This window comes from Duganella sp. CY15W (assembly GCF_009857555.1).
GTDB lineage: Bacteria > Pseudomonadota > Gammaproteobacteria > Burkholderiales > Burkholderiaceae_D > Rugamonas > Rugamonas sacchari.
This window is the reverse complement of record NZ_WWCQ01000001.1, coordinates 631,871-644,389: the sequence shown is the minus strand read 5'-3', so window position 1 is coordinate 644,389 and position 12,519 is coordinate 631,871. Positions and strand designations below refer to the sequence as shown.

Annotated in this window: 15 protein-coding genes; 8 read left to right on the top strand and 7 right to left on the bottom strand. The window is 62.7% G+C overall.

The annotated features are described in order from the left end of the window. Positions 1-6 precede the first annotated feature (6 nt). Together GTP58_RS03055 and GTP58_RS03050 are read left to right on the top strand one after the other, a co-directional pair. Positions 7-732 carry a response regulator gene (locus GTP58_RS03055; RefSeq protein WP_161076215.1) on the top strand — a complete coding sequence of 242 codons (726 nt, stop codon included), beginning with the start codon at positions 7-9 and terminating at the stop codon, positions 730-732. Beyond that, entirely contained in the window at positions 732-2,000 is a 1,269-nt protein-coding gene (locus tag GTP58_RS03050) for a HAMP domain-containing sensor histidine kinase (protein WP_161076214.1), read from the top strand. Before GTP58_RS03055 ends, GTP58_RS03050 begins: the two co-directional genes overlap by 1 nt. On the opposite strand, the gene GTP58_RS03045 is transcribed toward GTP58_RS03050, so the two are convergent. Genes GTP58_RS03045 through GTP58_RS03030 form a run of 4 tightly spaced genes read right to left on the bottom strand, consistent with a single transcriptional unit; the run spans position 1,966 to position 7,141 of the window. Further along, positions 1,966-2,502, bottom strand: a complete 537-nt coding sequence (locus GTP58_RS03045; RefSeq protein WP_161076213.1) for an N-acetyltransferase — start codon at positions 2,500-2,502, stop codon at positions 1,966-1,968. The genes GTP58_RS03050 and GTP58_RS03045 overlap by 35 nt on opposite strands. Beyond that, the gene (gene sppA, locus GTP58_RS03040; protein WP_161076212.1) at positions 2,499-4,373 is read right to left on the bottom strand and encodes a signal peptide peptidase SppA; all 1,875 of its coding nucleotides are present in this window, start codon (positions 4,371-4,373) and stop codon (positions 2,499-2,501) included. The genes GTP58_RS03045 and sppA overlap by 4 nt, the downstream gene beginning before the upstream one ends. A 51-nt stretch (positions 4,374-4,424) precedes the next feature. Next, positions 4,425-5,870 carry a sodium:solute symporter gene (locus GTP58_RS03035; protein WP_161076211.1) on the bottom strand — a complete coding sequence of 482 codons (1,446 nt, stop codon included), beginning with the start codon at positions 5,868-5,870 and terminating at the stop codon, positions 4,425-4,427. A 59-nt stretch (positions 5,871-5,929) separates the two neighbouring features. Further along, positions 5,930-7,141: an MFS transporter gene (locus tag GTP58_RS03030; protein WP_161076210.1), complete on the bottom strand. Its 1,212-nt coding sequence runs from the start codon at positions 7,139-7,141 to the stop codon at positions 5,930-5,932. Between the two features lie 152 nt (positions 7,142-7,293). On the opposite strand from GTP58_RS03030, the gene GTP58_RS03025 reads away from it, so the two are divergent. Genes GTP58_RS03025 through GTP58_RS03000 form a run of 6 tightly spaced genes read left to right on the top strand, consistent with a single transcriptional unit; the run spans position 7,294 to position 11,120 of the window. Next, on the top strand, positions 7,294-7,926 hold the full coding sequence (locus GTP58_RS03025) for an alpha/beta hydrolase (RefSeq protein WP_161076209.1): 633 nt from the start codon (positions 7,294-7,296) through the stop codon (positions 7,924-7,926). Positions 7,927-7,941: 15 nt separating this feature from the next. Continuing rightward, positions 7,942-8,925: a prolyl oligopeptidase family serine peptidase gene (locus GTP58_RS03020; RefSeq protein ID WP_161076208.1), complete on the top strand. Its 984-nt coding sequence runs from the start codon at positions 7,942-7,944 to the stop codon at positions 8,923-8,925. Beyond that, positions 8,922-9,506 carry a CPBP family intramembrane glutamic endopeptidase gene (locus GTP58_RS03015; RefSeq protein WP_161076207.1) on the top strand — a complete coding sequence of 195 codons (585 nt, stop codon included), beginning with the start codon at positions 8,922-8,924 and terminating at the stop codon, positions 9,504-9,506. Before GTP58_RS03020 ends, GTP58_RS03015 begins: the two co-directional genes overlap by 4 nt. Continuing rightward, complete coding sequence (locus GTP58_RS03010) at positions 9,503-9,718, top strand: DUF3820 family protein (protein ID WP_072780555.1); 216 nt, start codon at positions 9,503-9,505, stop codon at positions 9,716-9,718. The genes GTP58_RS03015 and GTP58_RS03010 overlap by 4 nt, the downstream gene beginning before the upstream one ends. Positions 9,719-9,776: 58 nt before the next feature. Further along, positions 9,777-10,805: a M4 family metallopeptidase gene (locus GTP58_RS03005; protein WP_161076206.1), complete on the top strand. Its 1,029-nt coding sequence runs from the start codon at positions 9,777-9,779 to the stop codon at positions 10,803-10,805. A gap of 6 nt (positions 10,806-10,811) precedes the next feature. After that, entirely contained in the window at positions 10,812-11,120 is a 309-nt protein-coding gene (locus GTP58_RS03000; RefSeq protein WP_161076205.1) for a protealysin inhibitor emfourin, read from the top strand. On the opposite strand, the gene GTP58_RS02995 is transcribed toward GTP58_RS03000, so the two are convergent. Genes GTP58_RS02995 through GTP58_RS02985 form a run of 3 tightly spaced genes read right to left on the bottom strand, consistent with a single transcriptional unit; the run spans position 11,117 to position 12,500 of the window. Further along, a complete protein-coding gene (locus tag GTP58_RS02995; protein ID WP_161076204.1) occupies positions 11,117-11,506 on the bottom strand; it encodes a PPC domain-containing DNA-binding protein in 390 nt (129 codons plus the stop codon). The genes GTP58_RS03000 and GTP58_RS02995 overlap by 4 nt on opposite strands. Before the next feature lie 3 nt (positions 11,507-11,509). Then, the gene (locus GTP58_RS02990; protein WP_161077242.1) at positions 11,510-11,875 is read right to left on the bottom strand and encodes a glutaredoxin; all 366 of its coding nucleotides are present in this window, start codon (positions 11,873-11,875) and stop codon (positions 11,510-11,512) included. A 37-nt stretch (positions 11,876-11,912) separates the two neighbouring features. Continuing rightward, on the bottom strand, positions 11,913-12,500 hold the full coding sequence (locus GTP58_RS02985) for a YSC84-related protein (protein ID WP_072780565.1): 588 nt from the start codon (positions 12,498-12,500) through the stop codon (positions 11,913-11,915). Positions 12,501-12,519: the final 19 nt, after the last annotated feature.

Sequence of the window (12,519 nt, the reverse complement as noted above, 5' to 3'; positions counted from 1 at the left end):
GACCGCATGAACCCTGTAGACCGCATTCTGTTAGTAGAAGACGATCCCCGCCTGGCTGAGATGCTCACCGAGTATCTGGGCCAGTCGGGCTTTCGCGTTACCCACGCCCCCACCGGCCGTGCCGCCATGGACCATATTCACAGCGCCGAAATCGACGCGGTGATCCTGGACCTGATGCTGCCCGATATGGATGGCCTGGACGTGTGCCGCCAGTTGCGCGCCACGTCCGATGTCCCGGTGCTGATGCTGACCGCGCGCGGCGACGCCATCGACCGCATCGTCGGCCTGGAAATCGGCGCCGACGATTACCTGCCCAAGCCGTTCGAGCCACGCGAGCTGCTGGCCCGCCTGCGCGCCATCCTGCGCCGCCGCGTTGACGTACGCCACCTGGATACAGCACGCGGCAGCGCCGGCGCCAGCGAAGAGTTCCTGCGCTTCGGCCGCCTGGAAATCGATCCCGCCGCACACGCGGCGCGACTGGACGGCGTGCCGTGCGAACTCACCGCTTACCAGTTCGACCTGCTGCTGGTACTGGCCAAGCACGCCGGCCGCGTGCTGTCGCGCGATGCGCTGATGGATCTGCTCAAGGGCGAGCCGCTGGAGGCCTTCGACCGCTCCATCGACGTCCATATGTCGCGCATCCGCGCCGCTGTCGAAGATGATCCCAAAAAACCGCGCCGCATCATCACCGTGCGTGGCGCCGGCTACCTGTTCGCAAAGGTGCAGGACTGATGGCGCGCATCAGCATGGGCCTGCCGCGCCTGTACTTCCGTTTTTATGTCGCGCTGCTGTTCATCCTCGTGCTGTTTGCGATGGCGGTAGTGATGATCTGGAACCGCACCGGCAGTCCGCTGGAACGCTCCAACGCCACGCTGGCGCAAGTGATGCAGAACGTGCTGGCGCCCGCCGATGCACCGCCCGACGTCCAGCAGGCCGCACTGGCGCGCGTGGCGCAAGGCCTCAACGCGCACATGACGCTGTACACGCGCGACTGGCGTCCGCTGGCCGTGGTCGGCGAGCAGATTCCGGCCCGTCACTGGCGCCGCCAGGGCATGACCGGCCCGCCGCCCGAATCCTACGTGCGCCTGCCCGATGGCCGCCGCCTGCTGTCCAGCGAGCCGCTGGGTTTCACGCGTCCCAAAGCCATGCTGCACAACGCCCTGTTGCTGCTGGCACTGGGTATCGGCATCGCCGCCTTCCCGCTGGTGCGCCACCTGACCAAGCGGCTGGAACGTTTGCAGATGGGCGTGGAAAAACTCGGCGCAGGCGACCTGACGGCACGCGTGCCGGTTGAGGGCAAGGATGAAGTGGCGCGTCTGGCGCAGAGCTTCAACCGCGCCGCCGACCAGATCGAGCAACTGGTGAGCGCCCATAAAACGCTGCTGGCGAATGCCTCGCACGAACTGCGCACGCCGCTGGCACGCATCCGCCTGGCGCTGGAACTGATCCAGGAAGGCATCGATCCAAAACGCCGCGCAGGGCTGGAACAGGACATCGCCGAGCTGAATCACCTGCTGGACGAAATCCTGCTGGCCAGCCGCCTGGGCGCCATCCCGGAAAACACCGACACGGAAGAACTGGACCTGCTGGCCCTGGCCGCCGAAGAATGCGCGCATTACGACGATGCCACGCTGGATGGCGAATCCGCCATCATGCAAGGCGATCCGCGCCTGCTGCGCCGCCTGCTACGCAATCTGCTGGAAAACGCCCACCGGCACGGCATACCGCCGGCCAATGTGCAAATCACCTGCGCCGGCCAGGTGGCGACGCTCAGGGTGTGGGATCAGGGACCAGGTGTGCCGGACCCGGAATTTGAGCGCGTCTTCGAGCCCTTCTTCCGCCGCCGCGGCACGCTGGATAATACCGGCGCCGGACTGGGACTGGCTCTGGTGCGCCAGATCGCCCGCCGTCACGGCGGTGAAGCGCGCTGCGCCCTCATGAAAGATGGACGCAGCTGCTTTGAAGTTACGCTGCCGCTGTCAGCTCCAGCGCCAAAATAGTATCGGCATAATCGGTATCGCCGACCCGGAAGGTACGGCTGCCGATTTGCCGGAAACCGCAGCGCTGGTAAAACGCCAGCGCATCATGGTTCTCCGCATACACGCCCAGCAGCACACGGCCCACGCCACGTGAACGTGCATCGGCCACCGCTGCATCCATCAACCGCTTGCCCACACGCTGCCCGTGAAAACGGTGCAGCAGGTAGATGCGTTTGATCTCCAGATCATCGGCACGCGGTTCGGCGATGGGCAGCGTGGCCGGCGCCAGCACCAGGTAGCCGATCGGCGCCCGGCCCGGGTTCACCTCCGCCAGCCAGATCCGCATGTCGCCATCGGCCAGCCAGTCGCGGTAGACCGCAGCGGCGTGCTGCTTCTCGCAATGGGCGATGATGTCACCGCCGTCCAGGATGCCGGCAAAGGCTTCAAGGAAGCTGGCCTTGCCCACTGCGGACAAGGCTTCCTCGTCACCGCGCGCGGCGGCGCGGATCAGGATATCGCTCATGGCGATTCGCACAGGCAGTGCGTGATCGCGGTGAACGGCTTGCGCTGCGCGGTGATCTCCGACAGCCAGCCCAGGTCATTGGCGATGCCGCTGGCGGCGCTTGGCGGCAGGCCGGTGGTAGCGGCCGCGCCCAGTTTCAGCTGCGTCGATACCGCCTGCGCAATCACCTGCGCCGTGCCGCCGCCCACCATTTCAACCAGGCGATCGAACTTGCTGATTTCACGCTCAACGTAGACCACGCGGTAGTCGGCTGGCAGCTTGGCGCGGGCAGCTGCGGATTTCAGCGCATCGTTATAGCTGCCCAGGCGATCAACCAAGCCACGGTCCTTGGCTTGCGCGCCGGTCCACACGCGGCCCTGGGCCACGGCGTCGATTTTCTCCGGTGTGGTTTTACGCGCCTTGGCGGCCTTGGTGGTGAACTCTTCGTAGATGTGATTGATGCTGCCCTGGATCACCTGGCCAAAGCGCGGGTCCAGTGGGCGCAGCGGATTGCCGGCGTCACCCAGCCAGGTGGTTGGCTGGCCGCCGGTGTGGATGCCCAGCTTGTCGATCACCTTGTCGGCGGTCGGCAGGATCGCAAATACGCCGATGGAACCCGTGATGGTGGTCGGCTCTGCGATCACCTCGTCGGACGACATCGAAATCCAGTAACCGCCCGACGCGGCCACGTTGCCCATCGAGACCACGACCGGCTTGCCGGCCGACCGGGTCAGCTCCAGTTCGCGGCGGATCAGTTCCGAAGCGAAGGCGCTGCCGCCAGGCGAATCGATCCGCAGCACGACGGCTTTGATGTTGTCGTCTTCCCGCGCCATGCGGATCAGTTTCGACGTCGAATCGCCGCCGATGGAACCAGGTCCGGCGCTGCCGTCGCTGATCTCACCCTGCGCCACGATCACGCCCACGGCAGCGCCGGTCGCCTTGCGCGGCACGCGTGCCAGGTAGTCGTCAAAGGCGATCTGGCGGAAGCTCTTGCCATCGGCATCGCGCACGCCGCGGTCCATCATCAGCTTGCGGATTTCATCCTTGGTCTTCAGGCCATCAACCAGCTTGGACGACAGCGACAGCTTGCCAAGGTCGCCATTCACCGCTGCCACTTGCGCCGGCAGGTCGTTGATGACCTTCATGATCTGGCCTTGCGGCAGCTTGCGCGCCTTTTCCACGTTGTCGGTATAGGACGCCCACAGGGCGTTGTTCAGGTAAGCCTCCGCTTCGCTGGCCGCCGGCGACGGGCCGTTGGCGATGAACGGTTCGCCGAAGCTCTTGTAGGTGCCGACGCGCAGCAGGTTGACAGTCACGCCCAACTTGTCCAGCGCATCGCGGTAGTAGTTGCGATAGCGGCCAAAGCCTTCGATCAGCACCATGCCCATCGGGTGCAGATACACCTCGCTGGCATGCGCCGCCAGCAGGTACTGGCGCTGGTCATAGCTGGAACCCCAGGCAATCACCGGCTTGCCGGAGGCCTTGAAGCGGTCGATGGCGGCCGCCACTTCACGCAGCGAAGCCTGGCCGGCGCCTTGCAATTCATCGGTCAGCAGCACCGCCGCCCCCACGTCCGGGTCTTTGGCGGCCTGCTCCAGCACGGCCAGCACATCGCGCAGCTGGATCATCTTGTGCACGTCACCACCGCGCACGTTGGTCAGCAGCGCATCGCGCGCATTGATGCTGGATTGCTCGACCAGCTGGCCTTTGAGTTCCAGCACCAGCGTGGTCTTGGGCTGCAGCGGTTTGGCGCCGCCGCCAAAGATCCCATACAGCAGCACCAGCAAGATAATCAGGAAAATCAGGTTCAGCAACGTACGGCGGCCGGCATCCAGCGCGCGCCAGAAAAAAGCGAAACCATGACGGATATAAGAAAACGGCGATTGGCTCATCTACACTCCAGTGATTGCGTTATTGGCAATGATAATACTGTATGCCAGCCCTTATGTGCCTTTTTTTGAAATGAGCAGCAGGCCGGCAAAGACCAGCAATCCATTCAGGATAAGCAATTCCAGCCCTATGCGATAGGTGCCGAACAGGATTTCCTGGTTGCTGTCGATGAGGTAGCACAGCGCGGGACCGGCCAGCGCCACCAGCGGCACCCAGCCGTCGCGCAGCGTGCGGCGGGTCAGGATGCCAAACGCGAACAGGCCAAGCAGGGGGCCGTAGGTATAGCCGGTCAGTTTCAGCACCAGCCCCACCATGCTGGCGTTGTCCACCCATTTGAACGCCAGCACCAGGATCAGGAAGATGGCGCAGAACGCCAGGTGCACGCGGTGGCGCAAGCGTTTCCTGACCTGTTCCGTCATGCCGGTGCGGCGCTGCACGCCGAGGATGTCGATACTGAACGAGGAGGTCAGCGCTGTCATGGCGCCATCCGCGCTGGGGAACAATGCCGAGATCAGGCCGATGAAGAAAATCAGTTGCAGTACAGCCGGCATATGCCCCATCACCACAGCAGGGAAGAGTTTGTCGCCCGTGGCCGATACACCTACCGTCGGCGCGTACAGGTACAGCAGCGCGCCAAGGTACATGAACAGTACCAGTACAGCAGTCAGTACAACCGTCATGAGCACCATATTCTTTTGCGAATCGCGCAGGGTCTTGACGGAGATATTCTTCTGCATGGTTTCCTGGTCCATGCCAGTCATGCCCAGCACAATGAAGAAGCCGGCCAGCACCTGCTTCCAGAAATAGCCTGGGCTGTCGACCGTATGATTGACGATCCTGGTCAGGCCGTGCTGCTGCATCTGCGCGATGCTCTCGAGCGGGCCGAGGTGCATTTCGTGCAGCAGCCAGCCGGTGCAGATCACCAGTCCCAGCACCATGCCCAGCGTTTGCAGCGTATCGGTCCAGACGATGGTTTTAACCCCGCCCTCAAAGGTGTACAGCAGGATCATGGCGAGAATGACGACGGTGCTGAGCCAGAACGGCACGCCCATGCTGTCCAGTATGGTGATCTGCAGGATGTTGACGACCAGGTACAGCCGCGCGGAGGCGCTCATGGTGCGTGAGAGGATGAAGAAGGCGGCGCCGCTCTGATACGAGCGCGGACCAAGCCGCTGCTCCAGATAAGTGTAGATCGAGGTGAGCTTGAGCCGGTAATACAGCGGCAGCAGCACGCACACCACGGCGATGTAACCGAGCACATAGCCCAGTATCACTTGCAGGTAGGCGAAACCGTCCCGGCCCACCGCGCCGGGCACGCTGATGAAGGTCACGCCGCTCATGGTGGTGCCGACCATGCCAAACGCCACCAGCACCCAGTTGCTGCTCTTGTTACCGATGAAGAAGCTGTCGTTATTGGCGTTGCGCGAGGTGCGCCAGGCGACAACCAGCAGCACGGAAAAATAGGCGAAGACGAGACAAAATAGCGAGACTGCGGACATGGTGTGGCGGCTGAGTTCAAATCGCCGCCACTATACACCGGCCACGCTCGCCGCCGTCCTTAATGGCCCACAGCGTGAATGGATTTGCTGGCGCCGGCGTTGGCGGGACGTGGATTCAACCGATCCAGCCGGCCGCTCAGCGCCGTCAGGCCAAAAGCGCCCAGTACCACCAGCGCGCCAATCCAGCCGGTATGAATCAGCCCCAGATGCTCGACAATCAGCCCACCGCCCCAGGCGCCACCAGCGATGCCCAGGTTGAAGGCAGCAATGTTCAGGCCCGACGCCACGTCCACCGCACGCGGCGTGAAGTGTTCCGCCTGCTGCACCACATACACCTGCAGGCCCGCCACGTTACCAAACGCCACCGCGCCCCACACCAGTACAGTTGCCAGCACCAGGGGTTTGCTCGGTGCAGTGAAGCTCAGCGCCAGCAGTACAGTTGCCAGCCCCAGGAAGATGATCTTCAGCGCGCCGATCGGGCCGCGCTGGTCCGCCAGCTTGCCGCCCCAGAGGTTGCCGACAGCGACCGATACACCGTACACCAGCATCACCAGACTGACCGCATTGGCGCTGAAGCCGCTAATCTGCGTCAGGATCGGCGCCAGGAAAGTGAAGGCGATGAAGGACCCGCCATAACCGACCGCCGTCATCGCATACACCAGCAGCAGACGCGGCTCCGCCAGCACCCTCACCTGTTGCATGAGCGAGGCGGGCTGGTTGTGCTGAACCGTCGAGGGCACGAAGATGGCGCTGCCGGCAATCGCCAGTACACCCAGCGCCGCCACGGCCAGGAAGGTTTCACGCCAGCCGAAATGCTGGCCGATGAAGGTCCCCAGCGGCACGCCGGTCACCAGCGCCACGGTCAGGCCGGTGAACATGATGGCAATCGCACTGGCCGCCTTCTCCTTCGGCACCAGCGAGGTGGCGATGGTCGAGCCGATCGAAAAGAACACGCCATGCGCCAGGCCTGTGAGAATCCGGGCAATCACCAGCGACGTATAGCCGGGCGCCTTCCAGGCCAGCAGATTACCCAGTGTGAACAGCACCATCAGCGATACCAGCAGCAGTTTGCGCGGCACCTTGCCGGTCAGCGCGGTCAACACCGGCGCGCCAACCGCGACGCCCAAGGCATACAGGCTGACCAGCAACCCAGCCGATGGCAGATTCACGCCCAGATCGGCGGCGATGGTAGGCAACAGGCCGACAATCACAAACTCGGTAGTCCCGATGGCAAACGCGCTGATGGTCAGCGCAAGTAGGGCAATTGGCATGCTTCACTCCTGAAAAGTTAATGTCATGCAGTATCAGGATTTCTTTTAATGAGAAAAAGAGCGATCAATCAAAAATATATTTGACCCGCGAGCAACAATGACAGTAGTTGGCAAATCGGTTACAGTTCCAGCCGGACATCAGGACTATTCATATGGCGCGGCAGATCTTATTCATCGATGGCGTAGGCGGAAAACGGTATATGCGGGGCGCGCTGGTGCGTTATTTCGAGCGCCATGGTTATACCGTCCACTGCTTCGACTACCTGGCCTCGCGCCAATCGCTGGACGCCATCAAACAAAACCTGATGCACGCGCTGTCGCAAGCCGCACAGCGTGGTGAATACAGCGTGATCGGCTATTCATTTGGCGGCGTACTGCTGCGCATGCTGTGGAACGAAATAAGCAGCGCCGCTATCCAGCCGTCGAAGGTCGTGCTGCTGGCTTCGCCGATTGGCGCGATGCGGCTGGGCGCCCGGCTGCGTGACTGGCGCATCTATCGCCTGCTGTGCGGCGAATGCGGCCAGTTCGCCGCCGACCGCGCGCAGATGGCCACGCTCACCATGCCCACCGTGCCCACCGCATGCGTCTACGGAACCTGGCCATGGCTCGGGGCGCTAGGCATATTGTTCGGCTTTGGCTTTGCGCACGACGGTATGGTTGCCGCGCAAGAGGCCGCGCCGCCAGCCCCATGGCCCGCCATTGCGGTTCCGGCCAGCCATGCTTTCATTCCGTCGAATCCGACGGCATTGGATGCCATCGGCAACTGGCTCACCGCCACTCACTGAACAGGAGACCCAGTGGTGAAAGCATCTGGATTGTTGACAGCGCTGGCACTGGCGGGTGCGGCGCAAGCGCAGGAGCAAGCGCAGGAAATCACGCGTTTCGAGGCGCGCGGTACCGGCTTCATCGAGTATCAGGTACCGCCGGCTGGCGACGCGCCACCAGTTGAATACTACATCTCGCGGACCACGGCGCCAGCGCCGCTGGTGCTGTTGATTCAAGGCTCGGGCTGCACACCGGGATTCAGCGGCCTGGGCACACCAAGGCGTTCGGCCAATATCTTCGGCTTTCTCGATACGGCGTGGACCGGCAAGTATGCCGTCATGACGGTCAACAAGCCCTACTCGCCGGCCACGCCGCAATCCGACGGCACCGCAACCGCCTGTCCCGAGCAATTCAACCAGTACTTCACGCTGGAGAACTGGACGCGCGATCTGGCGCGCGCCGTGCAGCACGCGCGCAGCCTGCCCTGGGTGGCGCAAGGCCCGCTGCTGGTGATTGGTGTGTCCGAAGGCGCGACCGCTGCGGCCGCGCTGGCTGCGCGCGATGCCGCCGTCACCAACGTCGCCATGGTCAGCGGCAGCGGCGCGACGCAGTATTACGACTTCATCGTCAGCGCTTACCGCAGCGGCGCCAATGATAGCGAGGTCAAACAAAAACTCGATGAACTCGACGCCACCCGCCAGCGCATCTTTGCCGCGTCGGACAGCGCCACGGACTTCGCCTGGGGCCATCCCTACAAACGCTGGAGCAGCTTCTTTCGCGCCTCCAATACCACCAGCCTGCTGAAGAGCCGGAGCAAGGTCTACGTCGTCAGCGGCATGCAGGACAGCAGCACGCCGATCCTGTCCGCCGAAGCCATGGCCGCCGACCTGCGCGCCGCCGGCCGCGATGTCACCGTGCGCCGGCTTCCCGATGTGGGCCACACCTTGCAGCCAGCGGGTGCGTCGGGTGACGCGCTATGGCCCGAATATCAGCGTATTCTCAACTGGTTCCAGCCATGACGTCAGAAGCCCCAAAAATTACTTTGCGCCGGCAATTGGCAACCTGCGCGCTGCTGTCGGCGATTGCTGTTGCCGTCATCGCCGTATTCCACCAGCCGCCGTATCTGACGACCCTGCTTGCCGGCGTGCCGCTGAGCTATCAAGTCCTGATCGGCGCCGCGTTCCTTGCACTGTACTGGTCCGGCACAAAAATCGGCTACCGGTATATGACGAAATCGGAGGCCGCCCGGAGTACGGCAGAAAACTATGCCCGGCTGGATCTCTCGGGCTGGAATCCGCTCTGGATTTCACTGGCCGCCGGCTTTGGCGAAGAACTGCTGTTCCGCGGCGCACTGCAGCCGCTGATGGGCATTTACGCAGCCGCTGCCCTGTTCACGCTGGCCCATATCCGCGCCTACCGCTTTCAGCAGCTGAATCGGAAAACCCTGATGCAGGCCGGCATGCTGTTCTTCACCGGCGTCGCATTCGGTGCGATCGCTCAGCATATCGGCCTGGTCGCGGCCATGATGATCCATGCCTCGGCCGACATCGTCGGCCTGTACACGATCCGGCAATACGTTCTGACGCAAGCCCGCCCATGAATTCTGAAAAACTCGCCCTGCTGCTCACGCGCGAAATGCCTTACGGGAAGTACAAAGGCCGCAAGATTGCCGACCTGCCCGGCCACTACCTCGGCTGGTTCGCGCGCGAAGGTTTTCCGTCTGGCGAACTGGGTGCGCTGATCGCGCTGATGTACGAAATCGACCACAATAATCTGCGCTCCCTGCTCGATCCCCTGCGTCGTCAACCGTGACATCCCGGCCTTCAAAATCCGTGTATAAATACACTATTGCATTGTTTAGGAGAACGTCATGGCTGAGCATTCACCCGGCTGCACTTGCTTCATCATTCCACCGAAGATGCTGCGCCAGCTTGCCGAGGAAACGCCAGACACCGCTGAGCGTCACTGCCTGCTCGACCAGGCCGAAATGTCCGCCCATCTGCGTGGGCAGCGGTCGGTTGCGCCTATCGCCCTGGGTCTGGTTGCAACCGCCACCGGCGAAAAACGCCGCACCGTCTACGATGGCCAGAACAAGTCCGCGCTGCCCGGCAAACTGGTGCGCGAAGAGGACAGAAAACCGTCCACCGATACGGCCGTCAACCAGGCCTACGATGGCGCTGGCGTCACCTACGACTTCTACCGCGAAGTCCTGAAACGCAATTCCATCGACAACAAGGGCATGCGCCTGGATTCCACGGTCCACTACCAGAACCGCTTCAACAACGCGTTCTGGAATGGTCAGCAGATGGTGTATGGCGATGGCGACGGCAAACTGTTCCTGGGTTTCACCAGCGCCATCGATGTGATTGCGCACGAGCTCACGCACGGCGTGACCCAGTACTCGGTACCGGGCGGCCTGGTCTACCAGGACCAGAGCGGCGCACTCAATGAATCGATTTCAGATGTGTTCGGCAGCGTGGTCAAGCAATGGACGCTCAAGCAGAGCGTCGAACAGGCTGACTGGCTGATTGGCCCCGGCATCATGGCGCCCGCCGTCGGCAAGGCGCTGCGCTCGATGGCCGATCCGGGCAACAAGGAACTCACCTGGTCCGGCGACGACCAGCCCAAGCACATGAAGGGCTATGTGGAAAACGGCGACGTCCACACCAACTCCGGCATTCCCAACCACGCGTTCTACGCGGCCGCCATTGCGCTCAAGGGCAACGCCTGGGACAAGGCCGGGCCGATCTGGTACAAGGCGCTGTCGCTGCTGACCTCCAATGCCACCTTTGCCGACATGGCCAAGGCCACTGCACAAGCGGCCGTGCTGCTGTACGGCGCCGATTCAGCCGAAGAGCATGCGGTGCAAGCTGCATGGAAAGTCGTCGGCGTCACCTGAGGAACCATGATGCGCTTGACATTGACATGCAAGGGCGGCTTTACCGGACCGGCGGGCGCGCAGACGCGCACCGTGGATCTGGCCCAGCTGCCGCAAGACCAGGCCAGCCAGCTCCGGCAGCTGGTGCAGGCCAGCGATTTTTTCGCGCTGCATCCGCAACTGGTCAAGGAAGCGCCCAAATCCTGGGATTTTCAATACGACCTGACGGTAGACGATGGCCAGCAAAGCCACTGCATCAGCTACCATTTGGACCAGGCGCCGGCCGCGCTCAAGGCGCTTACCGAAAAGATCAACGATGAGGTCGAGCCGGACTAGCTGATTTTCAGTTCGGCATAGCCGGTCAGCGGATCATGCTCGCGTGTGAACCGCTGACTGGGCAGCAGCGCCAGCAACAATTCCGCCGTGGTACGCACGATGCAGCCGCCCCCCACGTGCCCACCCATGACGCGGCCCTGCGCATCCGACACCGTCATGTGCAGATGGGCACCGTCGGGCGAGATCGAGCCGGCCAGCGTTAAAATTTCCAGATCGCCGCGCAGCTCGGATGGTTGCGGCACACCGGCAAAGCGCAGCTGCGCCACACTCAGGCTGCCGATGCCCTGTAGTACAAAACCAGCCGCATGGCCGCTGGCCGCCAAGGCCGCCACCACCGACGCCCGCAGGTCGTCCCCGGGATTCAGGCGCAGCGGCAAGGCCTGCATGACTCAGCCCACCAGGCGCGCGAACTCGCCGCTATCGATGAGCTTTTGCAGATCGTTGGCGCCGCCGATCAGCGTGCCGTTCACAAAAATCATCGGGAACGTCGACCAGCCGCTCCACAGCTTGAGCGCCAGGCGCGGCCGCCATTGGGAGAAGTAGTTGCCGTAGCTGAGGTAGGTGTACGGCGTGCCCTGCGCAGCCAGAATCTTGCGCGCCTTGGCAGGGAAAGGATTCAAGCCCATGCCGACCACCACCACCTTGTTGGCGGCAATGGCGGCCTTTACCTCGGCGATCAGATGCGGATGATTGCTCTCGATCTGCGCCAAGGCGGCAGGATGAATATGGGCCTGGTCCAGGATATTACGAGTCATCATTACTCCATGTTAGTAGGATGACCGTAGAGTAGCATTACAGGTCCAGCTTGGAAATCTTCGTGCCTTCCAGATTCAGGTTGGCCATCAGGCCGGCATTGGTCAGTACAAACGCCTGGACCGGATTGTTGGCGGTGTTGGTATCGACCTCGCCATTCGCGCCGACCTTGATCAGCGCCACCGAACCATCCACGCCAGCGGTCCAGCCTTTGCCGTTGCGGAATTTGTCCAGCGCCTCGCGGCTCATGAACAGCAGCACCACGGCCTTGGATTGCGCGCCAGCCTGGAAGCCGACCGATACCGAAGCGACGCTGTAGTAATCCGCCGTCTGGCCACCGGTGCGCAGCACGCCCTTGCCGTATTCGCCGCCCACCACCAGGCCGGCCGCCACCACGTTCGGGAATACCAGCACGCCATTCGCCTTGTGCACCAGTTCACGCGAACCTTTGACTTCCTTGTACAGGCGCTCCAGCGTGGTGTAAGCACCTTGTTCGATTTCCGTCTTGACGGCAGCGCTGCTTGGTTTGGCGGCGCCGGTGGTCGTGGTGCAACCACTCATTGCCAGGCCCAGGCCTGCGAAAGCGACAGCGGCCACACTGCGCGTCAGGAAAGTACGTTTTTGCATGACAATCTCCCAAAAAAGT

Bases quoted from the DNA above. Each gene is read 5' to 3' on its own strand.
- GTP58_RS03010 (WP_072780555.1), top strand. From the start codon at position 9,503: ATGAATTCTGAAAAACTCGCCCTGCTGCTCACGCGCGAAATGCCTTAC.
- GTP58_RS03055 (WP_161076215.1), top strand. From the start codon at position 7: ATGAACCCTGTAGACCGCATTCTGTTAGTAGAAGACGATCCCCGCCTG.
- GTP58_RS03025 (WP_161076209.1), top strand. From the start codon at position 7,294: ATGGCGCGGCAGATCTTATTCATCGATGGCGTAGGCGGAAAACGGTAT.
- GTP58_RS02990 (WP_161077242.1), bottom strand. From the start codon at position 11,875: ATGACTCGTAATATCCTGGACCAGGCCCATATTCATCCTGCCGCCTTG.
- GTP58_RS03045 (WP_161076213.1), bottom strand. From the start codon at position 2,502: ATGAGCGATATCCTGATCCGCGCCGCCGCGCGCGGTGACGAGGAAGCC.
- GTP58_RS03035 (WP_161076211.1), bottom strand. From the start codon at position 5,870: ATGTCCGCAGTCTCGCTATTTTGTCTCGTCTTCGCCTATTTTTCCGTG.
- GTP58_RS02995 (WP_161076204.1), bottom strand. From the start codon at position 11,506: ATGCAGGCCTTGCCGCTGCGCCTGAATCCCGGGGACGACCTGCGGGCG.
- GTP58_RS03005 (WP_161076206.1), top strand. From the start codon at position 9,777: ATGGCTGAGCATTCACCCGGCTGCACTTGCTTCATCATTCCACCGAAG.
- GTP58_RS03050 (WP_161076214.1), top strand. From the start codon at position 732: ATGGCGCGCATCAGCATGGGCCTGCCGCGCCTGTACTTCCGTTTTTAT.
- GTP58_RS03000 (WP_161076205.1), top strand. From the start codon at position 10,812: ATGATGCGCTTGACATTGACATGCAAGGGCGGCTTTACCGGACCGGCG.
- GTP58_RS03015 (WP_161076207.1), top strand. From the start codon at position 8,922: ATGACGTCAGAAGCCCCAAAAATTACTTTGCGCCGGCAATTGGCAACC.
- GTP58_RS02985 (WP_072780565.1), bottom strand. From the start codon at position 12,500: ATGCAAAAACGTACTTTCCTGACGCGCAGTGTGGCCGCTGTCGCTTTC.
- GTP58_RS03030 (WP_161076210.1), bottom strand. From the start codon at position 7,141: ATGCCAATTGCCCTACTTGCGCTGACCATCAGCGCGTTTGCCATCGGG.
- sppA (WP_161076212.1), bottom strand. From the start codon at position 4,373: ATGAGCCAATCGCCGTTTTCTTATATCCGTCATGGTTTCGCTTTTTTC.